27 protein-coding genes and 3 pseudogenes are annotated in these 25,838 nt (G+C 41.4%); 28 read left to right on the forward strand and 2 right to left on the reverse strand.

Annotated features, from left to right (window positions below):
- Positions 1-132: 132 nt before the first annotated feature.
- From ASG81_RS30985 to ASG81_RS16955, 14 genes and pseudogenes are all read left to right on the forward strand, one after another.
- Positions 133-987: pseudogene (locus tag ASG81_RS30985) on the forward strand (IS1595 family transposase); the annotation flags it as partial.
- Positions 988-1,303: 316 nt separating this feature from the next.
- A complete protein-coding gene (locus ASG81_RS16900; RefSeq protein ID WP_056636556.1) occupies positions 1,304-1,831 on the forward strand; it encodes a hypothetical protein in 528 nt (175 codons plus the stop codon).
- 320 nt (positions 1,832-2,151) lie between these two features.
- Positions 2,152-2,454: a winged helix-turn-helix domain-containing protein gene (locus ASG81_RS34035; RefSeq protein WP_056636558.1), complete on the forward strand. Its 303-nt coding sequence runs from the start codon at positions 2,152-2,154 to the stop codon at positions 2,452-2,454.
- 84 nt (positions 2,455-2,538) lie between these two features.
- Positions 2,539-2,914 (forward strand): annotated as a pseudogene (locus tag ASG81_RS16910) (SMI1/KNR4 family protein).
- Between the two features lie 154 nt (positions 2,915-3,068).
- Positions 3,069-3,725, forward strand: a complete 657-nt coding sequence (locus tag ASG81_RS16915; RefSeq protein WP_056636561.1) for an HD domain-containing protein — start codon at positions 3,069-3,071, stop codon at positions 3,723-3,725.
- A gap of 156 nt (positions 3,726-3,881) precedes the next feature.
- The gene (locus ASG81_RS16920) at positions 3,882-4,388 is read left to right on the forward strand and encodes a hypothetical protein (protein ID WP_056636563.1); all 507 of its coding nucleotides are present in this window, start codon (positions 3,882-3,884) and stop codon (positions 4,386-4,388) included.
- 460 nt (positions 4,389-4,848) lie between these two features.
- Entirely contained in the window at positions 4,849-5,220 is a 372-nt protein-coding gene (locus ASG81_RS16925) for a hypothetical protein (protein ID WP_056636565.1), read from the forward strand.
- A 984-nt stretch (positions 5,221-6,204) separates the two neighbouring features.
- Positions 6,205-7,818: a group II intron reverse transcriptase/maturase gene (ltrA, locus tag ASG81_RS16930; protein WP_081417400.1), complete on the forward strand. Its 1,614-nt coding sequence runs from the start codon at positions 6,205-6,207 to the stop codon at positions 7,816-7,818.
- 100 nt (positions 7,819-7,918) lie between these two features.
- Positions 7,919-8,488 (forward strand): hypothetical protein, encoded by a 570-nt coding sequence (locus ASG81_RS16935; RefSeq protein WP_056636567.1) that lies wholly within the window; start codon positions 7,919-7,921, stop codon positions 8,486-8,488.
- A 412-nt stretch (positions 8,489-8,900) separates the two neighbouring features.
- Entirely contained in the window at positions 8,901-10,067 is a 1,167-nt protein-coding gene (locus ASG81_RS16940) for a serine hydrolase domain-containing protein (protein ID WP_056636569.1), read from the forward strand.
- 195 nt (positions 10,068-10,262) lie between these two features.
- Entirely contained in the window at positions 10,263-10,778 is a 516-nt protein-coding gene (locus ASG81_RS30990) for a site-specific integrase (RefSeq protein ID WP_056636571.1), read from the forward strand.
- 76 nt (positions 10,779-10,854) lie between these two features.
- Positions 10,855-11,301 carry a tyrosine-type recombinase/integrase gene (locus ASG81_RS30995; protein ID WP_235548910.1) on the forward strand — a complete coding sequence of 149 codons (447 nt, stop codon included), beginning with the start codon at positions 10,855-10,857 and terminating at the stop codon, positions 11,299-11,301.
- A 130-nt stretch (positions 11,302-11,431) separates the two neighbouring features.
- Entirely contained in the window at positions 11,432-12,010 is a 579-nt protein-coding gene (locus ASG81_RS16950) for a GDSL-type esterase/lipase family protein (protein WP_056636573.1), read from the forward strand.
- Between the two features lie 280 nt (positions 12,011-12,290).
- Positions 12,291-12,986: an HAD family hydrolase gene (locus ASG81_RS16955; RefSeq protein WP_056636574.1), complete on the forward strand. Its 696-nt coding sequence runs from the start codon at positions 12,291-12,293 to the stop codon at positions 12,984-12,986.
- Between the two features lie 319 nt (positions 12,987-13,305).
- Here ASG81_RS16955 and ASG81_RS16960 read toward each other — a convergent pair whose 3' ends face one another.
- Entirely contained in the window at positions 13,306-13,620 is a 315-nt protein-coding gene (locus tag ASG81_RS16960; protein WP_056636576.1) for a PepSY domain-containing protein, read from the reverse strand.
- Between the two features lie 250 nt (positions 13,621-13,870).
- Here ASG81_RS16960 and ASG81_RS16965 point away from each other — a divergent pair, with 250 nt between their 5' ends.
- The 14 genes and pseudogenes from ASG81_RS16965 to ASG81_RS17030 all read left to right on the forward strand — a co-directional run bounded on the left by ASG81_RS16965 (position 13,871) and on the right by ASG81_RS17030 (position 24,938).
- Positions 13,871-14,278, forward strand: a complete 408-nt coding sequence (locus ASG81_RS16965; RefSeq protein ID WP_056636578.1) for a DUF2500 domain-containing protein — start codon at positions 13,871-13,873, stop codon at positions 14,276-14,278.
- Between the two features lie 221 nt (positions 14,279-14,499).
- Positions 14,500-14,730 (forward strand): hypothetical protein, encoded by a 231-nt coding sequence (locus ASG81_RS16970; RefSeq protein ID WP_056636581.1) that lies wholly within the window; start codon positions 14,500-14,502, stop codon positions 14,728-14,730.
- Between the two features lie 495 nt (positions 14,731-15,225).
- Positions 15,226-16,244 (forward strand): annotated as a pseudogene (locus ASG81_RS16980) (S66 family peptidase).
- A gap of 59 nt (positions 16,245-16,303) precedes the next feature.
- Positions 16,304-16,819, forward strand: a complete 516-nt coding sequence (locus ASG81_RS16985) for a DNA topology modulation protein (RefSeq protein ID WP_056636584.1) — start codon at positions 16,304-16,306, stop codon at positions 16,817-16,819.
- A gap of 147 nt (positions 16,820-16,966) precedes the next feature.
- Complete coding sequence (locus ASG81_RS16990) at positions 16,967-17,467, forward strand: hypothetical protein (RefSeq protein WP_056636586.1); 501 nt, start codon at positions 16,967-16,969, stop codon at positions 17,465-17,467.
- A 265-nt stretch (positions 17,468-17,732) separates the two neighbouring features.
- A complete protein-coding gene (locus tag ASG81_RS16995) occupies positions 17,733-18,080 on the forward strand; it encodes a hypothetical protein (protein ID WP_162255033.1) in 348 nt (115 codons plus the stop codon).
- A 230-nt stretch (positions 18,081-18,310) separates the two neighbouring features.
- Positions 18,311-18,775, forward strand: coding sequence for a hypothetical protein (locus ASG81_RS17000; RefSeq protein ID WP_056636590.1), 465 nt, complete (start codon positions 18,311-18,313; stop codon positions 18,773-18,775).
- A 321-nt stretch (positions 18,776-19,096) separates the two neighbouring features.
- Positions 19,097-19,507 carry a GntR family transcriptional regulator gene (locus ASG81_RS17005; protein ID WP_056636593.1) on the forward strand — a complete coding sequence of 137 codons (411 nt, stop codon included), beginning with the start codon at positions 19,097-19,099 and terminating at the stop codon, positions 19,505-19,507.
- Positions 19,482-20,363, forward strand: coding sequence for an ABC transporter ATP-binding protein (locus ASG81_RS17010; RefSeq protein WP_056636594.1), 882 nt, complete (start codon positions 19,482-19,484; stop codon positions 20,361-20,363). The genes ASG81_RS17005 and ASG81_RS17010 overlap by 26 nt, the downstream gene beginning before the upstream one ends.
- A complete protein-coding gene (locus ASG81_RS17015) occupies positions 20,356-21,387 on the forward strand; it encodes a hypothetical protein (RefSeq protein WP_056636596.1) in 1,032 nt (343 codons plus the stop codon). Before ASG81_RS17010 ends, ASG81_RS17015 begins: the two co-directional genes overlap by 8 nt.
- Positions 21,388-21,413: 26 nt before the next feature.
- Positions 21,414-21,626, forward strand: coding sequence for a hypothetical protein (locus tag ASG81_RS31000; RefSeq protein ID WP_162255034.1), 213 nt, complete (start codon positions 21,414-21,416; stop codon positions 21,624-21,626).
- 41 nt (positions 21,627-21,667) lie between these two features.
- The gene (locus tag ASG81_RS31005) at positions 21,668-21,802 is read left to right on the forward strand and encodes an Imm7 family immunity protein (RefSeq protein WP_235548911.1); all 135 of its coding nucleotides are present in this window, start codon (positions 21,668-21,670) and stop codon (positions 21,800-21,802) included.
- A gap of 522 nt (positions 21,803-22,324) precedes the next feature.
- Entirely contained in the window at positions 22,325-24,118 is a 1,794-nt protein-coding gene (locus ASG81_RS31010; RefSeq protein WP_268795786.1) for an RCC1 domain-containing protein, read from the forward strand.
- 247 nt (positions 24,119-24,365) lie between these two features.
- Positions 24,366-24,938 (forward strand): GNAT family N-acetyltransferase, encoded by a 573-nt coding sequence (locus ASG81_RS17030; RefSeq protein WP_056636599.1) that lies wholly within the window; start codon positions 24,366-24,368, stop codon positions 24,936-24,938.
- A 44-nt stretch (positions 24,939-24,982) separates the two neighbouring features.
- On the opposite strand, the gene ASG81_RS17035 is transcribed toward ASG81_RS17030, so the two are convergent.
- The gene (locus ASG81_RS17035) at positions 24,983-25,438 is read right to left on the reverse strand and encodes a hypothetical protein (protein ID WP_056636601.1); all 456 of its coding nucleotides are present in this window, start codon (positions 25,436-25,438) and stop codon (positions 24,983-24,985) included.
- Between the last annotated feature and the right edge of the window lie 400 nt (positions 25,439-25,838).

The following is a 25,838-nucleotide window of genomic DNA, read 5'->3' on the forward strand; positions in this document are numbered from 1 at the left end:
GATCCCTGAAAAAGATCACTTGATTACGCTAACGAGTACGATAGTTCAATCAGATCAGGGAGCAGACCGCCGCGGTAGCTGCTCCCATTTCCATTGAAGTAACGAGGGTGTATTTATGGCAACAGCAAAAAAGTGATATTAACGAAATTTCAAAAAGAATTCCGTACGGAAGAAGATTGTGAGTCATATTTAGCAGCTCAACGATGGGCTAATGTATTCAACTGTCCGAAATGTAATCACGACCAGTCAGACACGTTCCCTTTTTGAATGTAAATCATGTTGCCATCAGGTCTCCGTGACTGCAGGTACGATCATGCACAAAACCAAGCTCCCATTACTAACATGGTTCTGGGCGATCTATCTTGTTGTACATGACAAGCGGGGGGACGTTCCGCGCTCTCACTTTCCGATGTCTTAGATATCAACTATCGTACGGCTTCACGGTTGCTTCAAAAAATTCGAGAAGCGATGAAGCAACGCGATGCGAACTACCAGCTGTCTGGACTCGTTGAAATGGATGACGCTTACTTTGGCGGACGGAAAAAGGGGACCGATGGTCGTGGAACAACCAAAGCAAAAGTTGCCATTGCCCTCTCAACGGATGATATGGGCCGACCGCGTCATTTGCGAATGCAAGTGATCAGTAACGTAACCATCGAAGAAATTCATCGTGTAGTCGAAGCCTGCATTAAAAAAGGCTGGACCATACTATCCGATGGTCATGTTTCGTATAAGCAACTTAAAACGATTGGTTATCAGCACATCTCCAAAAACTTTTACAAAGAAGATGAGAACAAGTTTTTGAAATGGCTGCATACCATTATCAGCAATGCAAAAGCCTATATCGAAGGTACTTATCACGGTCTCGGAACAAAATACCTACAAACGTATCTAGATGAATTTTGTTATCGTTTTAATCGTCGTGCCTTCTCCGGTCAATTATTCGGACGATTGTTAAATGCGTCCATCTCTACTGGCTCCTATAGCTGTCGAACGACAAGAACTTGTACCGTTTATAGATGTACGACAAGAACTTGGTCGATTTCTCGGAAACACGACAATAAGACATCTAGTTAGAAGAACAACAGGGCTACAATTTCAAGGTATTGGCGACGTAATACGCAATTTAAGCCGTTAAAGCCAAAGCTCCTCAGGTTTATTCGTTCAAGATCAAACCAAAAGAGAACTGAATAAGGAACAGAGAACTTACATATAATTGTTTTCTCTATCCTTTTTATCCGATAAAGGTGTTAAACTACTGTTGTTGATGGCATCAAAGGAAAAGGATTAGGGAGGAATTAATATGAGTAACAATCATGCTAAAATATATGTGATTACAGGTCCATGCGCCGCCGGAAAGACCACAATATCAGGAATGATTGCAAGTAAGATGAATAATAGTGCATTCATTCAAGGGGATTATATTTACCTTATGGTTGTCGGCGGATTCGTAGTGCCATGGGAAGATGACGGCACATATATTGATTTATTTTGGGAGAATATATTGGCAATTACTGAAAATTTCATTATTAGAAATATATCCGTTGTTCTAGAATATGTTATTTTTCCCGAGCAAACGAAACGGATTGTAGACAGGTTCAAGGAAAAAAATATTCCCATAAAATATACGGTACTAATGGCTGATGAAAATACGATCAGAGAGCGAGATAGCAACAGAGATGTACATGAAAGAATGGGTGAGAGGGCGATCATCCTGTTGAATGAATTGAAAGAAATGAACATTGAAGAGAAATATATACTAGATACAACAAATTTAAGTAAAGATCAAGTTGTGAATACAATAATGACTGAGAATAGGTTTCTCCTATAAAGGCACGGTGATTTCAGGTTCACATTAATGGATCATTAGTCAATAGCAATGCGGAAAATCAACTCGTGGAAAAACACCAGCTATAACCTTACATACATACAATGAGTACAAGTTCTTGTCGTCCGACAATAGCGTTTCCTGAGGTATGTGCATAGTCAGAACATTTGTTCTTATTATACACCGTAATGTATGTGATTGATCAAGAACAGAAATTTTTAACTTTCTGGAAACACTATGAGCGGTATGGATGGCTAACGGAGAACGATAGCTCAATGAAGCACGGAGGATGCTGTTTAATTTTATTGAAATGAGGAACTAAAATGTCTAGCATCCCCCCTTATAGGGATTTCGTACTTCCGTTCCTTCAGATACTAAATGATCGAGAACTCTACACTACAGATGGAATAATAAATAATTTAGTTATTTTGTTTGGGCTATCGATGGAAGACATGAAAGAGATGGTTAAATGCGGAAGGCAATATACATATAAAAATCGAATTATTAACGCAAGAACTTTCCTACTAAGAGAAGGATACATTCAGTATGATGGAGAAAAAAATATATTTATAACTGATAAAGGATGTCAGTACTTAAAGAGTCAGACATTAAACGGGACACAATGATAGCAGAATCTAAGAGAGGAACGATGTAGCCTGAAGGATATAGAGGCGTTATTACAACAGATAGCGAGCTTACCGAACTGCAGAGTGATTCCGCCAAATGGATTGGTACAAACGGATCAGCAAAATTGTCCCTCCTAACGAGTTCGTCTTATCCAATCCAGTCATCGTAGGAGAACAAGTTGATGAGGACATATCTTCTCATTGGTTTATAGTTGGCCATGACGGGAATGGAGACTATATTTCAATTGATTTACATCAAGAGCGATCGGGGAAATGCTACGATAGTTTTTGGGATCGACATGGAGTTTTGGGAGATTGTCCTGTAATTGCTAAATCATTTACTGAGTTGCTTAATCAGTTAGTTAAAAATAAAGGTGAACGATGGTACTGGCTGAAAGAGGATTTTGAATCACTTGGCGATGCTTACGATGATATTGTTGAAAATGAATCGTTACGCTAACGGGTACGATAGTTCAATCAGATAAGGGAGCAGACCGACGCGGCTGCTCCCTGTTTCATTTAAGTAACTGGCAGTTTAGCTCAACAGTAACTGAAATATTGTGTTTGTGTTATTATTTGGAAAAGGGCTAATAAAAGAAAATGGAGTTGGTTAAATGAAGTTTGTTGAAGATAGATTATATGCAGAGCAATTGTTAAATGAAGCAGCAATATTAAATCCTGGAACTTGGGTTCAACACTCAATAAACGTGGCAAAAGCGGCGGAATATATAGCAATAGATTTACTAAAGGCAGGATACGAAATTGACCCAAATATAGCTTATACAAGTGGACTATTACATGATATTGGTCGGTATGTAGGTTTTACCCCGTCAGTCGTTCATTCACTGGATGGTTATTTATTTATGATTAATAAGGGCTTCGAGGGAACTGCTAATGTTTGCGTTACGCATGAAATTCCATCAACAGACTTAGAGGTAATTAATGGTTGGAAGGAAATCCCCTTGCACGTACAAATACAATTAAGTGAGATACTAAATCAAATTGAATGGACTATCTATGACAAACTAATTAGATTATGTGATGCATTAGCAGATGATAAGGGATTTTCAACAATAGAAAAGCGAATTGTATCGGCTGCCATTAGAAATGGAATCAATTCCAATTCACCAATTTCATGGAAAAACTACTTCACTATTAAGCAAGAAATTGAAAATATAATACATAAATCAATTTACAGGTTGCTTCCTAATATTGAGGAATCTATATATACGGATATGGCGTTAATAGGAACAGTAAGAATAATAAAATAATCCAACTCAGAACTGCCATATAAGCACTCATTAATTCAACTAACGGGTACGATAGTGGAATAACGGTTGCCCTCGACAGCCGTTTTTAATTTTTCCGAACGGGCAGGATACTTCAACCGAAAATTGAATAAATATTATTAAAAAGGAGCGTTGTTCATGGGCAATGAACTACTTGAATTTACACGCATTTCGATATTTAGAATGTACGAGCACTACCTTCCTAAATTGAAGATAGCTTTGGATAGCGTGGATAAAGAAGTTCTTTGGAAACATGAGAAAGAAACGCTTAATTCAATTGGCGGCATCGTGTTACATGTAGGACAGCATATTCAACGGCATGTCATCAAATATTCAAATAGTGGGAAAGTCGAGGGCGGAATAGAAAATTACTTTCCTGATGAAGTTGCTGCTTCCTCATCGGACTTAATCCAACTTATAACTGAACGTTTTAATTCATGGAGAGAAGTCATGACTGGTTATATAGAAGGGAACAAGGATATAAAGAACCTCGATATGTTTGATATTTATCATTTAGTCGAACACACTGGATATCATTTAGGACAAATAATCGACCGAGTACAAAGATTGACGGACAGGAATTTCCAGTTTGTTCAAAATGGAATTAATGAAAGAAGTTTAAAAGATCTAATTTATAGAGATTAACATTAAGTTCCCATGGAAGAACGCAATTACTTCCATAATCTGTGGTGTCACGTGAGCGGCATGAATGACTAACGGGTACGATAGCAATAAACAAGAAGATACGGCAGCCGGTATTTAGTGGCTGCCGTTTTCTCAACTAACTGGCAGGATTGCGCAACAAACCTATTAACTTTTACGTATTGGAATTAAATGGAATCAAAGGTGGAATACAATTGGATTTTCAACTAAGTACGGCGGTAATTCAGGTTATAACCTTGATATTAATAGTATTTTTGGGATTCGTAGTCTATAGGATTGTAAAACGGAGAAAATAGGCATGCAATATGCGATTGAGCTAACTGGTAACAAGAGCTCAATAAAGACACGTAGGGTAGCCAGCCTGAGATGGCTACCAAGATTAGAAAACTGATACGTATTGGGAACTGACTACATTCAATACATAGGAGAAAGAGGTTGCAAAATGACTGAAGGTATTTACAAAGAGTGGCCAACTGATGAACACGCCAGATGGATTAAAATGGGGCATTTCTTTGGTAAGACCCTTATGGAAAACGTTAAAGGATACGCAAAAGAGAAGATTACTTCTAATTGCTCTGTAGAGGAAAGACTTGCTGCTGAAAAAGCTATTAGTGATACTTTGTACGGTTTCATGATGCTACTAGATGGTGTTATTGACAGTAGCATCGATAAGGACCATGGAGTTGAATTTGCGCTGATAGCAAGAGTATTTGACCAGAATACAAGAGAATATCTTGAAGAAATCGAATTGGCTCCAGACGGAGATGGTTTGTGCATGGGGATTCATATGTGGGAAGATGGGGAATTTGAATAGAGTTGATGTTCAACTCCCTCGGTACGATAGTTAAACATCAGAGGGGCTGCCTTGTGGCAGCCCCTCACTCCGCTAACGGGCAGTGCGCGCCTAGCCAAGCTAGGCACAACTTACTGATGCAAGTTCAGTCGGGGTAGGGACCAAGCCGCCCCGTAGCTAGCAGGCAGACGTCGGCGAAATCCGGCGGTTGAAGCCCTGTGAAAAGTCGCGTTCTACGCGGTGAAGCAAATCTTGTGTGCATTTAGCATGCAGCGATAACATTTTCATAAAATGAGATATTTTGTACAGATGTACTGCTGGGCGTTAAGCTAACGGGCAGTGCGCGCCTAGCCAAGCTAGGCACAACTTACTGATGCAAGTTCAGTCGGGGTAGGGACCAAGCCGCCCCGTAGCTAGCAGGCAGACGTCGGCGAAATCCGGCGGTTGAAGCCCTGTGAAAAGTCGCGTTCTACGCGGTGAAGCAAATCTGCAGGCCGTAATGAAAATGAATCCTACCGCATCGTGAAAGTGAACCYGAAGGGGATAAGAGGGAGCCGAGCCACGACTGCCMCGGCGAAGGCCATGGAACGCGCGAAGATCTTGGAATGCAGCGCAGAAGAACCCTCCGGTGTAAAGGGATCGGCATGTAGAGACAGTTGTGTCTGGAACTAGGGAGACCCTACCCCGCACGAAGTTTTTTTTTCGGCGAAGGCCATGGAACGCGCGAAGATCTTGGAATGCAGCGCAGAAGAACCCTCCGGTGTAAAGGGATCGGCATGTAGAGACAGTTGTGTCTGGAACTAGGGAGACCCTACCCCGCACGAAGTTTTTTTTTTCGTAACGAGCAAACCTATAAGCCCCAAAGGTGAAATGGCGAGCTGCGGGAAGGGAGTCGGAGGGGGCCATACTACCAATGATCCGGCGGACAACATAACCCCGGGGAGGGAAGGGCGCCGAAAGGCAATACCCCACTTCGTTCACGGGATATCAAGGAGGTAAGAGCAAGTGAATGCCGAATACACGGCTAACGCCACCAATGAAAACGCTCGACAACTCCAAAATACCCTCTATYTTGCGGCTAAGGAAAACCCCAAGCGTAAGTTCCATGCACTGTACGACAAAGTATTCCGGAAAGATATCCTGCAAGAAGCATGGGCAAGAGTGAAAACAAATCGCGGCAGTGCCGGCATTGATGGACAAACGATCCAATTCATCGTTCGAGAGATTGGCGAAGAACCCTTCATCGAAGAGATCAGACAACAGCTTATGAATGGGGAATACCGACCGTTTCCGGTCAAACGGAAAGAGATTCCGAAGCCGGACGGAAAGACACGTCCCTTGGGTATTCCAACAATCCGTGACCGGACTGTTCAGATGGCAACTAAACTGGTGATCGAAGGCATATTCGAAGCGGATTTCAAAGATTGCTCTTACGGATTTCGCCCCAAGCGATCGGCTCATCAGGCTATTAAGAGCATCAGAGAAAGCATCAATTGRGGTGTCGTCAACTGGGTGGTCGACGTAGATATTACAGGCTACTTCGATAATATCTCCCACAGYAAGCTGATGAAACTGGTCGAAGAACGCATCTGCGACAGGCGTATTCTGAAGTTAATTAGACAGTGGCTTGAAGCAGGTGTAATGAAGGATGGCGTATGGCACAAAACGGAGATCGGCAGCCCACAAGGCGGCGTAATCTCTCCACTTTTGGCTAACATCTATCTCAATTACCTTGATAYGATATGGGAAAAACGGTTTTCTCATCTCGGAAAGCTGGTAAGGTATGCCGACGATCTTGTCATTCTGTGCCGATACAAACCGCAGGCGCTCGAGGCGATTCGTACCCTTAAAGCGATCTTTGGGAAACTGGAATTGACCATGAACACGTCCAAATCAAAGCTAGTATGTCTTTGGAAGAACCAGGACGGGTTCGACTTTCTTGGCTTTCATCATCGGAAGATGCCTTACCTCCACAAAAACGGGACAAAGTATCGACTGCGAAGCTTTCCATCGAAGAAAGCAATGAAGAAGATGCGCAATCGTGTGAAGGATGAAACGGCAGCCAGAGGCAGATTAAACTGGCCGTTAAAGCTAATGGTCGAKCTGCTGAATCCTATGATCCAAGGATGGCGTAATTTCTACGCTCATCTGGATGTGGATCGAAGTATGGCAAACCGGTTCCTTTCAAAAGTAGACTGGTATATCCTGAGGAGATTAAGACTGTTCTGGAATAACAAACACAGGAAGCGCAAGCAGAATTGGTCAGGGATGCATTTTCTGCTTCAACGTACAGGACTGAAAACATTATGCACATGGAAAAACCGTACTGCCCTGGATGAAGAACGTCGGAAAGCCGTATGCGGGAAAACTGCACGTCCTCATCTGGATGTGGATCGAAGTATGGCAAACCGGTTCCTTTCAAAAGTAGACTGGTATATCCTGAGGAGATTAAGACTGTTCTGGAATAACAAACACAGGAAGCGTAAGCAGAATTGGTCAGGGATGCATTTTCTGCTTCAACGTACAGGACTGAAAACATTATGCACATGGAAAAACCGTACTGCCCTGGATGAAGAACGTCGGAAAGCCGTATGCGGGAAAACTGCACGTACGGTTTGATGAGGAGGGGCTGGATCCCCAGCTCTTTACTCTACTTAACGCAACCATATCCTTATTGAAATCGTCTAATTAATATAAAATTTGTAAGTGGGGGAATGGAATGAAGACGTTATTAACCATCGTTGTAATATGTGCAACCTTTACGTTTTTATCGGCTTGTACGAACAACATCGAACCGGAAGTAAAACCGACGGATGTTCCTGTAGAAACGAGTCATCCGATTGAAAGCGAGGTACCTACGGAAGTTCCTTCAGAATTATTGAAATATCAAAGTAAAGATGGTTGGACTATTCAATATCCTGCATCATGGGATAAAATCACTGATAGTACTTTGCAAGAAAGTGCCACCGAAAAATATATCTCTTTTCGAACACATGCTATCCCTGAAGAGGGTGTGGAAAAATGGTTGGATTCAGAGATCGAACGAAAACTCTCATCTGAAGAAGCGGATAATAAACTTTTTGAGGACGTAACCAAGGAAACAAAAGGTGATTTTACGATTTATAAATATGCCTTACAATCAGCATATGTCCGAGCTACTAATATTTCCGAGCTTAGAAATATCATTTATGTCGGCAATGAGCATATTTATGAATTTCATGGTAACGTCCCACCATTATCAAAAGAGGAATTTGAAAATATCGTTGAGACATTTACATTCGAAAAGTGAGAAGGTAAAGATGTATCACACTCATATATTGAAGTACCGGATAAGGTGACACAGCCACAGTATAAAAAAACAAAAACTATCGGGGCATCTCGTTACACTTTGTTACACAGCAGCGGCAGTCTTGGAAAGGTGGCTTTAACAATGAGCAAAGATAATACAAGGATCTTTTTCTACGGCTTTGTAGTCGGTACCGTTCTACTGTTAATGCCTATAGGGGTAGCGCCAACAATTTGACGAATGTTGGCTGGACCCCAGAAATAAAACATGACGATACAAACGGAGTCGTCCTAATCTAGCAGGCGTCCCATAGCTTGCAGTATTTGATAGTCCGGCCATGCGCTTTATGTTAATATAAATATATATCGATAAATATATTTATTAACTATTAACGGCGATGGGGGCGACTTAAACCATGAACGATTATGTGTTGAAAGAAGGCAGGGCAAGCGAATGCGGGATGTCGCAGGAAAGAGTGGAGCGGGTCAAGCGGGTGGCTTCGGATATGGAGCATCAAGGCATTACGCCGGCTCAGGTCGTCGTAGCTGCCCGTAGAGGAACGGTTGTGGTCCACCAAGCGGACGGCAAGTTCGGCGGGGAACAGGGAACGAAGGGATTATCGATCAATGCTTTATTTCCGCTCTGCTCCGTAACAAAATTGTTTACGGCAGCGGCTATTTTGATGTTGGTAGAGGAAGGGAAAATCGGCTTGAACCGTCCCGTCGTCGATTACATACCGGAGTTTACCGGAGAGGGCAAACGGGCCGTAGCCGTGCATCATTTGCTGACGCATACGTCGGGTATCGATCCAGAACGCCTCTGGGAGCATAAGGACGGCAAGCGCGGAAGCGTTGATCTCTCGCTTTGCCCGGACAATCAGCAAGCGGATATATACGAATCGTTGACGCTTGGCTACGATGCTCCGTTGGCGAACAAACCGGGAGAGGTGATGGCCTATTGCGGCTACGGGTACGAGCTGCTCGGGGAAATCGTTCGGCGGATCAGCGGACAGTCGTACGCTTCATTCGTGACAGAGCGCATCTTTCACCCGCTTAGCATGCGCGATACGTTTTTCAACGTGCCGGAGGAGGAGCGTTACCGCATTGTTCGGCGTCCTGCCGATGCTCCGTGCGCCGAATGGATCGAGACGCCGGGCATGATCGCTTCGGAATCGGCGGGCGGCGGCGCGTATGGTACAGCTCTGGATCTCGCTGTCTTTGCGCAGCTCTTTTTGAATGGCGGGGTTTATGGCGGAGTACGTTTGCTTAGCCCGGTTACGGTCAAAGAAATGACCAGAAACCAAATTGCGGGGGTTGCCTCGCATTATCGGGATGAGGTTTTCCCTGAAGCGTATTGGGGCTATGGATGGGCCGTTAACGGTACGAAACGGGACGGCGGCGACCTATTCTCCGGCGCGGCCTATTCGCATTGGGGAGCTGCGGGACCGTTCGTGTGCGCCGATCCGGTATATGGAACGGTAACCGTTCATTTATCCGTCGAGCTCGATCACAATCGCCCGTTCAAAAATATGTACGCCGACTATTTCAACAATACGGTGCTTGCGGCGATTGAAGAGCTGTAATGAGATGACTGACGCCTCTGCGAAGGAATAAGCGCGGAGGCGTTTTTCGTTGTTGAACTAAAGGGCAACGATAGCATCATCGAAAGGATGCCGACTAATCGACAGCCTTTGCTCACCTCCCTCGGGAATACTTCATAGATTAAATCCTCCCATTTCAAGCAAAGCTAGAATTAAAAATAATTGGGAGGCTTTTTCATGAAGTTAAACGATTTGTGGGCACTGTATGAAGCTGATAAGCGAATTCTAGGGTTTAGTCCTCATACCTTAAAAGCGTACTCTCTTCAATTGAGAATTCTCATTCGGGAAATAGGTGACATTGAAATTGAGGAAATATCTTTGAGCTTGCTTAAGGAATATTTGGCAAAAGAAGCAGAACGGTTAAAACCAAGCAGCTTAGGACACCGTATTCGATTTGTGCGATCCCTATTTCGTTTTGCATTTGAAGAAGGGCATATTGCCCGAAATCCCGCAGAACGGTTAAAACCAAGCAGCTTAGGACACCGTATTCGATTTGTGCGATCCCTATTTCGTTTTGCATTTGAAGAAGGGCATATTGCCCGAAATCCATCTCTTAAATTAAGAGAACCAAAAACGGAAAAACGCATTCCTAAATTTCTGATTGAGGAAGATGTTATCCAACTTAAGATTTCTTGTCTGTCGAATCGAGAGCGTGCTCTTTTAGAATTTTTAAACGGAAAAACGCATTCCTAAATTTCTGATTGAGGAAGATGTTATCCAACTTAAGATTTCTTGTCTGTCGAATCGAGAGCGTGCTCTTTTAGAATTTTTGTATTGTACAGGTTGCCGCGTTGGTGAAGTACAGAAAATAAACATCGAAGATATAGATTGGGAACATTGCTCAGCAATTGTAAATGGAAAAGGATCAAAACAGAGAGAGATTTATTTTACGACTGAGTGTAAGGTATGGTTAAAGAGATATATGGGAGATAGACAGGATTCGTGTAAAGCCCTATTTGTAACAGAAACATATCCGATCCGTAGGATGGCGATCCCTACAATACGATGGACAGTCAAAAAAATGGCAAGCCGCGGCGAGGTTGCGGTGAATGTTTACCCTCATCGATTTCGTCATACATTCGCTTGCATACTACTGGATAATGGTGCACCGTTAGATTTCATCCAGGGGATGCTTGGCCATGAGAAGGCATCCACTACCCAAATATATGCCCAACTTCGGGGCGAACGTCGTAAAGAGTTGTATCGTCGCTATTAGTTGTATCGTCGCTATTTTTAAGTGCTTCTTTGGGCTCCTCTAAACTATCTGGCAGTTTAATGCAGGAGATGCTTATTTATCGTCAAATATTTTATTAAAGATTTTTTTGTTGTAGGAAGGAAGCTAAAAAATGATATTAGTCTGTTTAGGTGACAGCATCACCGCTAGAACAGAAGGTCACGATCACCCCTTATTAACAAAAAAACTGCAAGGTAAACTTAGCGGAAACTGGGAAGTCATTAACGCTGGTGTACCTGGTGACAATACATTTGATGCGCTTGAGAGAATTGAAAAAGATGTCTTAATTCATAACCCTGATTTCGTGACGGTTCTACTCGGAGCAAATGATGCAGCCTTTCACAAAATGGTTCAGTTACAAGACTATAAAAGCAATCTCATGAAAATTGTAGCAGCGATTACTCCAAAAAAGATGATACTTATTAGCCCTGCACCTGTTGATGAGAGGTTACAACATGCTCGTACCAACGCCGTGCTTAAGGAATATTCGGAGGTCGTTCATGCAGTTAGTGTAACAACAGGCAGTCATTATGTAGACTTGTTTTCAAGTATGAGTGCCCTACATAATTTGACCGAAATTTTGAGAGGAACGCGGAACGATGGACTTCATTTCGGTGAACTTGGTTATGAGCATTTATCCCATGAAGTGAGTAAAAAGTTACTGGTTCTGACAAGAAAATCATTGCGCTAACGGGATACGATAGTTGAGGAGCACTGATTTTAACAAGCAAAGCATATAAAAGGAAATAAGCGATTGTTTTGCTATATAAACAAACGGTGATTTGTGAAGTTTGTGAAATCATTTGAACAAAGCTGTTATGGAGAGTTTTTTTAATCTTAAAACAAACTATAATAATCGAGGATGAAAACATGTACAAAGCCGTTATTTTTGATTTGGATAATACATTATTAAATTTTAGTTCATGTGAAACAGAATCTATGAAGAAAACCTGTAAAGACCATAATCTTTCATGTACAAAGCCGTTATTTTTGATTTGGATAATACATTATTAAATTTTAGTTCATGTGAAACAGAATCTATGAAGAAAACCTGTAAAGACCATAATCTCTTTATTGATGATGCTGTTGAATGGAATTTGTTTTGGAGAAATTTTTCGGAGCATAATTTTCGTCATTGGATGAACTTTGTAAATGGCATTGAAGTGAAAACAATTGGCGATGTATTGAGAAATTCATTTAGAGACGCTTTAAACCTGGACGAATTATTTCATAGTAATTTATCAGACACTTACTGGGATTATTTTTGTAATAYATGTTTATTTGAAGAAGGAGCAGAACAAATTCTGTCTACCTTTAAAGATAAATATCCACTAGGAATAATCACAAATGGAATAAGTGAATCTCAAAGAAAGAGGTTAAGATCTGGGAATATTTATGATTTGTTTAAGTCCATAGTGATATCTGATGAAGTGGGAATTAGGAAACCCAAAAAAGAAATTTTTGAAATTGCTTTAAACGATTTTAAGCTCAGCAACAAAGAAGTTCTATTTGTAGGGGATTCATTACAAGATGATTATCATGGAGCTGTGAACTCGGGAATCGACTTCTGCTATTACAACCGTCAAAACTTAGAGGTATCTAATGATATTAAACCCAAATATATTATTAGAAATCTTTTAGATCTTGTAGATGTAGTGGGATTGTAGCTACATATACAACCGTCAAAACTTAGAGGTATCTAATGATATTAAACCCAAATATATTATTAGAAATCTTTTAGATCTTGTAGATGTAGTGGGATTGTAGCTACATGGCACCATGTAGCGGATGTGCTCACGCGAATCTGTAAGAGAAATGATTGGCTGGAATTATTAATAATATTGAAATTTTTTAATTTTGTTTCTGCAGCGCGCTACTCGAGTTGTTCAACTAACGGGTACGATAGTTCAATATAAAGCCGACACCGCTATCCATTAGTTGGTGTTTTTTGTTTATCTGGTTAGAGAGGTACGGTAGTGGGAGTTATTAGTTAATTTCTTTGATTTCCACGACTTCTTTTGTTTTCGCATCAATTTCAACTTTATATTCCCGGTGTTGAAATCCTGATTCGGTTTTAATAGCAATCACATTAAACCTGTAAACGGGATTAGTAGCAAAAAGAAACGACCAATTATTTCTGCCACTTATCTGACTTATATGATACCCATCTGATATTGGAGTTACCTTTTCGGCAATTTGAGCGGCTTCTTCGAATGATATTGACGGTTTATTGAATATGGACAAAGCAATCAAATAAGCGAGAAGGCAAAAGCCAATGCGTAGAATAAATCTTTCCTTCATGAAGAACACTCCCTAATTAAATAGCAATCGTTCACATCGTATGCAAACATTGTTACGGAAGTTCTTAGATAACTGACTTTGTTGAACTAACGGGTACGTTAGTTTAATAAGCAGGTGTTATCCGGTCTCTTTTGAGTACCGGATTTTTCCTCCTATTTTCAATCCAAAAACATCTGACCAGACGGCAACCAAACTGGCTGCTTCACCGTACATATAGAAAAAGACAGTAAGATTGGGGAGAGTACGTCGTATGATTAACACTGGACCGTCCATGGGCGGAGGCTTTGGCATTATGTTTACAATTGTTCCTATTTTGATAGTGATTGTATTCGTAATCGTCATTATCAGCATCGTCACAAACGGCGCACGCTATTTCAAAAATGCGAGGTCGCCGCGCCAATCCGAGTTTGCCAGGGTCGTCGCCAAGCGGATGGAGGTTCGCAACCATAAGAGCCATCACAGCAATGGCAATGGAGGGGTGCACCCTGTGAACTCTTCCAGGACGTATTACTATATCACGCTGGAATTTGACAATAGCGAGCGGAAAGAATACCTCGATGTGAAGAACTTGTTCGGTCTTGTTATCGAAGGAGACGAAGGATATGCCGCCATTCAAGGTGATTGGATCGTCGCTTTTGAGCGAGAAATAATCCGATGAAGTAGACGAACCGAAATACGCCTCGATTCAGGTTTTGAACTCGGATCGGGGCATTTCTTGGCTTATCAGAGTATTTTCGGAAACGATAATTGAACGCCGAAAGGGCTGCCGCGTGGTAGCCCTTCGTTACGCTAAAGGGCAGGCTAACGCAACTTCCGCATTTTGTTTTCGTCCTATTTTATAGGATATTTTTCATCATTTACATTGAAGGAGAGAAAATATTGAATAACAAATTAGCTGGTGTTATTTTAATCGGATTTTCTTTACTAAGTATTGTTATAGCTTATGGTTTTGATCAACTATCGGAATCGATAAAGAAAGGAGCTGCATTTGTTCAGGGTGGTGGATCGATTAGTTCTGGAAACCCCACAATTCCAGGTATTTCTTTGACTTTTATAATAATAGTTGTCTGTTTAGGTATATTGTTGATGAGTATTAAAGAGAAAAAGTAGATGGGGCTATTCTTTATTCTAACGGTGAAATGGAGGTTCTAGGGGATGTCTCTGAAAGCAATTTCATATTTCTCTTTGATAATCGGAACGGCTCTGATTTTTTATGGAGCACTACCATCGGTCTTTGCTTATCCATATAGTGACGATCCCAATTCAGGTCCATCAAACATTTGGGAGCTTACTCTTATGATTTCTTACAAGGGATGGATATGGTTATTAATTATTGGGCTTGTCTTATCAGTGTTCTCGGTCCTTAAACTACGAAGAAAATAAGAAATGAATGCTCACTGGATCTAATGATCATTGAGCTAACGGGTACGATAGTGGGGGAGCTGCCGTAACGGATACGAGAGTTCAATAACATCAGGTGAAGGCTACCGATTGGCAGCCTTCTGTGCTAACCGACAGTCTAGTTGAATAACGATTATGAAATAGTTCTTGTTCGACTAACTTCGGTTTGGTAACATCATGTAAAGTATTTTTTGGGGGTTAAGTATGATTAAATATCCACTTTTAGAAAAAGGAGCAACTATAGGAGTAACAGCATCCTCATCTGGAGTACAAGTTGAATTACATGATATGTTTAGACTTGCATGTAGTCGTATGGAGATGAAAGGATTTAAGGTCATTTGTGGAGAGACTGTTTGGACTCAAAGTAAAGCAAAATCATCAACTGCCAAAAAGCGTGCAGATGAGTTTAATAAAATGATGCAAAATGATAACATCGGTATCATCATTCCTCCTTGGGGCGGAGAACTATTGATTGAGATGCTAGAATATGTTGATTTTGAAAATATAAAAGAAAAGTGGATATTAGGTTATTCAGATACAAGCGAGTATTGTTATTGGCAATCACTTTAAAAACAGGAATAGCAACTGCTCATGGAACTAATTTAATTGATTTAAGAGGAGAATATTCGGATGATACGACAGCAATGTGGCAATCTGTCTTATCAACTGAAACTGGAGGATCAATTCTTCAATATTCCTCATTAAAATATCAAAAAGAATGGCATCATAATATCCCTTCACCTTGTGTATTTCAACTAACTGAACAAACATATTGGAAAACTACTTCAAATAATAGTGTAAAGATAAAAGGTCGGTTACTTGGCGGGTGTATAGATGTAATAAGACATTTGATTGGAACACAATTTGGCGATGTACAGGGCTTTAGAAAGCAATTTCTCAATGATGAATCTGTGTTATGGTATTTAGAAAATTGCGAATTAACAACAACGGATTTACGTAGGTCATTAGTGCAAATGAAGTTGGCAGGTTGGCTTGAACAATGTTCAGGTATTATGTTTGGTCGGAGTCCTGCAAATCATACTGTTGATGGCTATACAGTTGAAGACGTGTATAAAGAACTTTCTGATGAACTAGAGATACCAATTATTTATGACATTGATTGTGGTCATGTTCCTCCACAAATCACATTCATTAATGGGACATATGCAGAAATAATAGTGGAAGATGGTAAAGGGGTCGTTTTGCAACACTTCTATCCGTAGTCAGATAGTTTTTAATTAAGGGAATATCAGTTTATAAGATTCATTTGACGGGGGTCAATATGAAAAGAATTGTACTTGTAGGTTCTGGAGGTTCAGGTAAATCAACTTTGGCTCGCAAGCTGGGCGGGATTTTATCAATTGAAGTTCATCATCTGGATGCAATCTTTTGGAAACCAGGCTGGATTAGCACACCCAAAAACGAGCAAAAAGATGTTCAAGAGGAGCTCATAAGTCATACAAGTTGGATTATCGACGGCAATTATGGAGGCACTATTGACATTAGGTTGCAGGCGGCTGACACGATCATATTTTTTGATCTGTCGAGGTGGATCTGCATTATCCGCGTGCTGAAGAGAAGATTCCAGTACCGTAACAAGAAAAGAACGGATATGGCTGAAGGTTGCGAAGAAAGGGTCAGTCTTGAATTTCTGAAATGGGTCTGGGAATACCCTGAAAAACAAAAGCCAAAGATCTTAGAAAAACTTCGGAGTTTATCGAATGAAAAGAAAATAATCATTTTAACGTCTCCGAAAGATGTTCGAGATTTTGTAGTAAATGTGGAATTGTTGAAGTAACGGGTACGATAGCGCAAAAACCACAGGAGAAGGCAGCCAGTATTATCGGCTGCCTTTTCCCCGCTAACGGGCAGGTTATCGCAACTTCATTTACTTCGAATCCGTCTAAATCATTAGAAGTAATGTTCCTAATTGGGGGTATTAAAAATGAGATATTTAAAATTCGGTATTTTGATTGGTTTAATGTTTCTAATTCTTGTTGGATGTAGCAATGAGGTCACTGGTGATGAAAAAATTGCCGAACAATACGTTAGGGCACAAGGTTATAATGTTACATCCTACAAAGGTGAAGTTAATAGGTACAGTTTAGATAAAAGAAAACTTTTTGGAAATACGGAATCTATACCATTTCAACAGGCATGGGGCGTTCAAAAGGTAGAGCCCGATAAGTATTTTGGAAAAGAAGTAACAATATATGCCTTCACCGTTTCAAATCATCCTTTGGAAAAGATATATAAAGCGAAGAGCAATGTTTATATAATGCTTTCTGAAGGTAAAGTAATTGGTGGGTATTCTTTTCCTGATGTCGATGGTATGGTGGGGGGATATTATTCATTGGATGGAAAAACATTAGAGGAAGTAACAGGATTGAGTTATATAGAATGGAGTGATAATTGGAAAAAGAAATATGGAGATTCATTGAACTAACGGGTACGATAGCTGAACAATGACACGAAGACAGCTGAACAGAAAGATCAGAAGCCTTTATTTACCTAACGGTCAGGATAATGCAACAAATTGTGTTGCTAAAGCGGTACGTGTAAAGAAGGAATTACTAATATCGTGGCTTAAGAAGAGTCCCGCTGTTACGGGCGGTTAGTTTAAATCGAATAATCGACTGGTGGTGTAAAACCTGAATATTTCATTCAAGAAAAAAAGTATCTACTTGTTTATCTTTTCAGTGATTACCTTGGTGTTGATTTTATCGCTAACTTTCTATTTTCAAGTTAAAAGAGAGAAATCTTTTCAAAGCATAGCTATGGAAATGCATATTGAAAAGAAAGATAGCCTAATTGAACCTGGTAAATACCTTAAAATGTGGGTTATCGGGTCAAATGCCAATGACACAACAAAAAATAAAACAAAATATAAAGTAATGATAGATGACTCAAGGCTTTATAACCTGATAGAAGAAGGCAAAGAGTATTTCGTTTCAATCCAAGGCAGTAAGGAAGCCCAAAAAACAGATTATATTTATACGTTCGGTCAGATAGGTGTTGTTGGTGGTACTCAATTGGCTGGAAAGGGAAAAATTGAATAGGATATATTCTTGTTATCACATAGCTGTTGGCGGTCCTATTGCGCTAACGGGTACGATAGTGGAGCAAGCTGCCGCGGTGCAGATGCTCCATTCTTTCACTCAACTACTATGAAAGAACGGATTAACTTTCTTGCTCTGTGGTGCAGTATAAGAGATGCATGGATGGCTAACGGGCAGATTACTTGAAATTCGTGTTAAGATAAACATAAAGAGCAAAAGGATTGATTTTAATGGCTCGTATTAAAATTGGAGACGTGTTTGAGATTTCAACACCAAAGGGGAAATCATATCTACAATATGTGCACAAGCACGAAACCATTGGTGAATTGATAAGAATATTAGATGGCTTGTATATAGATGGATGCGAGAGACTAGATGAGTTGGTTGAAAATAAGGAACTGTACTTTATTCATTTTCCTTTAGGTGCTGCTTACAATCGAAGAATAGTAATTAAAATGGGTAATTATCCATTACCAACCAACTTTAAATTACCAAGGAAATTTAGAGATGATCATTTTGTCAGAGGCGAATTTATTTGCTGGCACATAGTTGATTATGATAGTTGGCAAAGAGAGAGCGTTAAAGAACTAAGCGAAGAACAAAAAAAATTTTCACCTTGGGGAACATGGAATGATACTTTGCTTATTGAAAAATTAGTGGATGATTGGACTTTGGACGAGTGGAGTTATTATTGAAATAAGTGGAAATTGTATTAGGTAAAAGATGAAGCACAGATTTTATTGAAATAAGTGGAAATTGTCGTCAAAGTGTTGATGAATGATTTTGTCGTTATTCAACTAACGGGTACGTTAGTTTAACTTCGCTCAAGCCCCGATTACGAATACCGGATTCCCTTGTAGAGTAAAGGGTCCGGTTTTTTTCATGCAACGAATTGCTTAGCGTACGATTCTTTCCGTTTCGTGAGGTGGCCCCAAATTGACAAATAACAATCAAGTGTGTATTGTGTGTACTATACCAACTAATACGCATAAAACACATGGAGAAAGGAGGACCTCATGTACTTACACTTAGACGAACGAAGTCAGACTCCGATCTGGGAGCAAATCGTGCAGCAGACCAAAGAACGAATATTACAAGGTGTTATACAGAAAGGCGATAAACTGATGTCTGTCCGGGAATTGTCAGCCACACTTCTGATTAATCCGAATACGGTCAGCAAGGCATATCAAGAGCTGGAACGCCAAGGAGTTATCGAAACGCGCAGAGGAAAAGGTACATTCGCCGTCGGAGCGACAACCACTAAAGGAGACAGTGCGAAAATGGAAGAGATTCAGAAAATGTTGCGGTTGATCGTCATGGAGTCTTCCTATGCAGGAATCGATCGTGAAACGTTGCTACAATGGATCGAGCAATATTGGAGAGAGCTGGGGGGTGGAGACCATGTTAAGCGTACGGAACGTCGGTAAAATGATCGACGGAAGAAACATTTTGGACAATATCAACTTCGACATCAAAGAGGGAGAGATCGTCGGCTTGCTCGGACGTAATGGCGTGGGAAAGACGACGCTGCTTAATACGCTGGTGGGCATACTGGACCCGGACAGTGGGGACGTCCGTTTCGAAGGGCGCGATGTCGCAAAAGATCATAACGTACGCAAGTTATTATATTTTGTTCCTGACCATACCGCTATGTTTAACGGGTATACCGCCAAAGAAATCATCAAGCTTCACCAAGTCCTTTATACCGAATTTGACAATGCGAAAATGACCACATTCCTCAAACAGTTCAACTTGCCGTTCAACCGATCGCTTAGAAGCTTTTCCCGCGGGATGAAGGCATTGTTCTTTATCCTGTTATCGATCTGCAGCGGTGCCCGGTTAATTGTGCTGGACGAGCCGACGAACGGACTGGACATCGTGGTCAAGAAGCAAATCATGCAAATCCTGCTAGAGGAAGTGTCGGAGCGCGGGTTATCGCTGATCATCTCGACCCATCTGCTACATGAGCTGGAGAAGATAGCGGATAAAATCCTCTTGATGAAAGGTGGTAGATTGGAGATGACCGTAAGCATGGAAGAAGTGAAGAGGCACTACAAGAAAGTGCAAGTTGCATATAAAGATGGTTCCCTGGAAAACGTAGCCGAATGCGACTATGTCGAGTTAATCGGCCAAGTCGGCCGCGTAATGACGCTGTTGATCAAGGAACAGCCGGAAGAAACCATGAAAAAAATATGGTTGACGAACCCGATTTTGCTTGAAGAGCTCCCGATCACGCTGGAGGATATTTTTGAGACCGTGTTAGGGGAAGATATATATGTTTAATAAAGCATTGTTATATAAAAATTATAAACAGGCCAAATTCGCGATTTGGGCGTTCTGGCTGGTGACGTTATGGATCACGTTTAAGTTTAATAATCATGCGCAAGATGTACAGTATTCTTTTGATCATTGGAAAGGGGGCAGTAATGAGGAGTTTAATTATTATTTTGCCTTCGCCAATATAAGTTCGGAATCTATGATTCAGATATTGCTTTGTGTTGGAATGGCGGTGCTTATGATCGGTCTGGCCAGATCGAATCGAAGCTTCGATTACTCGTTTTCATGGCCTGTACGTAGGGTCGATTTGTTTCTGTCTGCATGGTTGATCGGGACGGTCCATATCGTTGCCGCAGTGCTTGTCAGTACGTGCTTAAATTTTTACATTCTGAATAACACCATTCTCTCCGAGTATGTTAAACACAGTGCCTTATGGTATTACCATGTACATGAGTTGTTCATCTTGATCGGTGTGTTCAGCTTCAGTTTGTTCATGGGTTTGATTTGTGCAAGCGTCGTTTCGCAGTTCGTAGTCGGATTTGTTAGTATGTATATTCCGGTAGTTCTTTCCAGTCTTATCTACGTTTTCTTAGACAAGCATTTTGGTTCATATATTTTCTGGGGAAGACGCATGTTAAATGATTTTATGTCCGTTGTCTCATTCCCGCTAAGATTGTACGATATTGGTTCCAACATGCATTTAATAAATAGCAATCAATATGTCTACATCGGATACGGTGGAGTGTACATGGCCTTGATCGTTACGGTGGTGAGTCTATTGTTAATCGTTCGTATGGCCGGTAAGTCAATCAACGAGAACAACGGCAAATTGCTGCTCTATCCAAAGCTGGAGCCGGTTTTGAGAGCAGGTGTCATCCTTTGTGCGTTTCTGTATGGCGGGGCGATGTTCGGTTCGCAAATAAGTCAATCCATTTTCAGTTACTATGCAGGAGGGGGCTTCTTCACCTTCATCGCGTGGCTGATTCTACGGAATATAACGGGGATTAAGCTCATTTTCGGCAGAAAATGATGGATATTCATCAACGTGTTTCCATTTTGAAACAACATGAAATTGAATGCTACCGCATCTGTTTTTACTTACTGCAATCTGAAAAGATGGCGCGTGAAACGGCAAAGGATGCATTGATCAAACTATTCAAGCAGGAGATGTTTTTTGCATCGGAAATGGGAGCAAGAACGGAGCTGCTGCGTAAACAATCGATAAAATCCGCACTCGAAGCGAAAGTTTCCATGTCCGGAGGTGATTGAATTGCGTACGAGAAACCAACCATATGTCTCATCTGAGGTCCATGCGGAGTCGGAAAATCGACCGTTTCAAAACAACGGAGTTCGTAGTCTGGAAACTGGCTCGCGGGGCATTAACTCGTGAGACGGACAGTTTCTTGTCACCGTATATCCCAGTAGTTGAGGATGAGTACGAATAAATTTAGTTGATTACGCTAACGGGTACGTTAGTTCAATCACGACATTACGGCAGTTGGTCAAACGACCGGCTGCTTTTTTTGTTGAAGTAACGGGCGAAGTAGTCCCATAAGCGCACGGCAGTTGGTCAAACGACCGGCTGCTTTTTTTGTTGAAGTAACGGGCGAAGTAGTCCCATAAGCGCATAGAAAACCGACTAATAAGTGGTAAAATTTRRTCAGAAAAGGAATGATGGGCGCTTGTAATCCGAAGGARTGAACGTCCGAGGGAAACGAGAGCTTTCTCCTATCCAACCGTTTCAGCTAATTCTAATATGGGGCGGTTTGAGGTGTTTGCCAAGTAAGGCTCTAAAGGGTTTAGACGCATCTGAACATGATGGGAGGAGAATCAAGATGATAAAACAATCTCAACGATTTATGGCCATGGTCATCATTTGGCCAAGTAAGGCTCTAAAGGGTTTAGACGCATCTGAACATGATGGGAGGAGAATCAAGATGATAAAACAATCTCAACGATTTATGGCCATGGTCATCATTTGTYTGCTTTTTAGTCTTRTATCTGTATCAAACATAGCGATTGCTGCTGAAAAAACGGTGCAACAGGTTGCAGGAGGGGGCGCTCATAGTCTCGCACTCCAAAATGATGGGTCCGTATGGGCKTGGGGWRCAAATAKCAGAGGCCAACTGGGTGACGGGACTACAATTGCTCGATTGACTCCCGTTCAGGTAAAGGACGTAAATGCAGTAGCCGTAGWTGGGGGCAATGGATATAGTTTGGCTCTAAAGAGCGATGGGACGGTCTGGGCGTGGGGAGCGAATCACTACGGCCAATTGGGCGATGGGACCACAAATGATCGATTGACTCCCGTGCAAGTGCAAGATCTCGATTCGGTAGTCGCTATCTCTGCGGGCTTTGCACATAATTTGGCTCTAAAGAGCGACGGGACGGTCTGGGCGTGGGGATTTAATAATTCTGGCCAACTGGGCGATGGAACGACGTACTACTATCGTACAGTTCCGTTTCAGGTGCAAGGTCTCGATTCGGTGACCGCAATCGCTGCGAATGGTTTGCATAGTTTGGCGGTCAAAGCCGACGGAACCGTATGGGCATGGGGAGAAAGGAGCTATGGTCAATTAGGCATTGGATTCACCGAAGAGTATAATATAAGGATTCCCGTTCAGGTGAAAGATCTCAGTTCGGTAGTCGCTATCTCTGCTGGCGATCTTCATARTTTGGCAATCAAAAGCGACGGTACCGTCTGGTCATGGGGAGCGAATKYGYATGGTGAACTCGGYGATGGAACGAATCACACTCGTTACACTCCTGTTCAAGTACAGGGTCTCAGTTCGGTAGTCGCTATTGCAGCGAATTCTAATTATAGTTTGGCGGTCAAAAGTGATGGAACTGCTTGGACATGGGGAACGGGCAAACTGAGCGACGGAAGCACTGTAGATCGTTATACTCCCTTTCAAGTACAGGGTCTCACTTCGGTATCTGCCATMTCTGCGGGTGGATACCATAGTTTGGYGGTCAAARGCGATGGAACTGCTTGGGCGTGGGGAAATAATTTGGTGGGACAACTCGGCGATGGAACAAMGACAGAACGTTACATTCCCGTACAAGTTCAAGGACTTGGYGAATCYAGTCCTGAAGCGCCAGAGTGGCCTGCGGGCGACGTGCTGACGGTTACCGATGTGACCTATAACAGTGTACAGCTGAATTGGCAGCCGGCTACGGATGAAAAGGGTATAGACAAGTACTTGCTATACCAAGACAACACGCTGCTGGATACCTTGAATGGGGATGTGAACAGCTATGAAGTGAAGGGGCTGTCTCCAAACACGTCCTACCTYTTTTCATTGGTTGCCGTCGATGCCGATGGCAATCAAAGTGTGAAAAAAGACGTGACGGTCACTACTACAGCATATACGGCTCCCGGCTCTTTTCAGCTTTCCGATTCCAAAACTTATTCATACGGCGGATCCAATTATGAGTTTTTGTTATWTTAYGGGTACATTTCGTCCTCAGGACAAGAGTTGAGTGGATCTTGGAGCCCCCCTGAAGGTTTCCATGGAGTCGTTAAGGTCTCCATGGGTTCTCCGGAAGGGGAAGATTATGACCTTAGTCTGGAGACTGTGGGCGAGGGTAACCGATTGCCGGAAGAGACGACGGAACTCCCGGATGGTACCGAGTACAGTGCTACCGAGGTACCCGGAGGTTACACAGCGGAGTGGAGGGTTAAGGGACATACGGGCAATGATTATAGTCGGGATAAGAAGGTTTTCGTCTATGTGAGCATCAAATATGACAATCACTGAAGATTATTACTCTGTTTACGATACTTAATGATCGGTTTACACCCGCGATTTGGTGATAAGGCCGGATCCTCCCCTCTTTGAACAGACGCAAACCGTTCGGCAGACTGCTGAACTAACGGGTACGATAGTCCGGTAACGCGGCTGCCTAGGCGGCCGTTTTTATGTACTCCGCTAACGGGCAGGTTACGTGGTGATGCCCCATTATATTAGGTTGTTTAATTAAAGGAAAAAGGAGTGTTTTAATCAAATGAACCAAGCACCTCTAATTGAAGGCCTAAAGGTTAAGCTAAGACAGCCAATTGATACTGATATTAATGACCGTTTCCGATGTGGAAGGAACAAAGAGCTTGTGAGAATGTATGGTGGTGATACAAGAAATTTAAAACCTCTGACAATCGAAGATGCAGTAAATTTTATTGAACAGATTAAAGCCAATAAACTTGAGTGGTGTGTGGAATTTCAAGATCGCTGCATAGGTCAAGCAAGACTGACAGTCAGTAAGGATGACCGTCGTGCAAGATATGCTGTAGGATTGTTTGATTCGTCTGTTTGGGGGAAAGGCTTGGGAACAGAAATAACTCAAATAGTACTTCAATATGCATTCGAGGAATTAAAGTTACACCGAGTTGATTTGAGAGTTATTGAGTATAACCATAGAGCGATAGCTTGTTATGAGAAGTGCGGCTTTGTTAAGGAGGGTATCGAACGGGAAGGAGCATTAATTGAAGACAAGTATGAAACGGATATTATGATGAGTATTTTAGATAGAGAATACATCGCAATACGAGATATCTTTATTAAAATGAATTCGTTGAACTAACGGGTACGATAGTGGAGGAGCTGCTTTTAGAAACGACAAATCCATTATCCTTGTTGGAGAATATTTATTTCTACAGCTTCTAACAGGCTCTCTACTGATGGATAAGGCCGAACCCAAAACACAATCTTATCTCCCTTAGTTAATTCAGAAGGTAAAGTTGAGATTTTATTGCTTTGGCTATCAACTATATAAATTCGGGTTTGATCAGTAATTTGGATTTGTCTTATTTCTCGACTCTGGCCWTGGTAGGACTCATTAAACTCTTTAAAAGCTTCATCTGTTGGATTAAAATTCTTAATGCTTAGAGAATAATTGATCTTAAAGGAATCTTTTTCTGTATTATTTTTAGTTTGGTCTGTGAGTGCATCTACTTCTGAAGTAAAATGATAATATTTTTCGTTTACAGGTTGAACTTGATCAGAACTAGAACATCCAACAAGAACAAGAAGAAATATTATACCCAAAATAACCGAAAGTTTTGTTATTTTAATCACATCCATTAAAGAGTCCTCGTTTCAAAAGCATTGATTTTCGGTGCTTAAGCGTTTACCAATCACGTTTACATTATATTTTATCTTAAGCATCTTTTCACAGTAGTATTTTTTGGAGATTCATAACACGGGAGTGAGGGACTTTCTGTTTATTTAGTGCATTTAGCATGCAGCGATAACATTTTCATAAAATGAGATATTTTGTACAGATGTACTGCTGGGCGTTAAGCTAACGGGCAGTTTAACGTGGTACAATAGGATGCTAAAAAGGTATAAGCATGCGGATATAAAGTAGATGACATGAACTCTTTGATGGGACCTAACAGAAAAATAAAGAATCACATCACAATTAAGATAAATAATCAAACGGTCAAAATACTCAAGTATAAAAAAGAAACACACGAGGACG

The sequence above is a fragment of the Paenibacillus sp. Soil522 genome (genome assembly GCF_001428245.1).
GTDB lineage: Bacteria > Bacillota > Bacilli > Paenibacillales > Paenibacillaceae > Pristimantibacillus.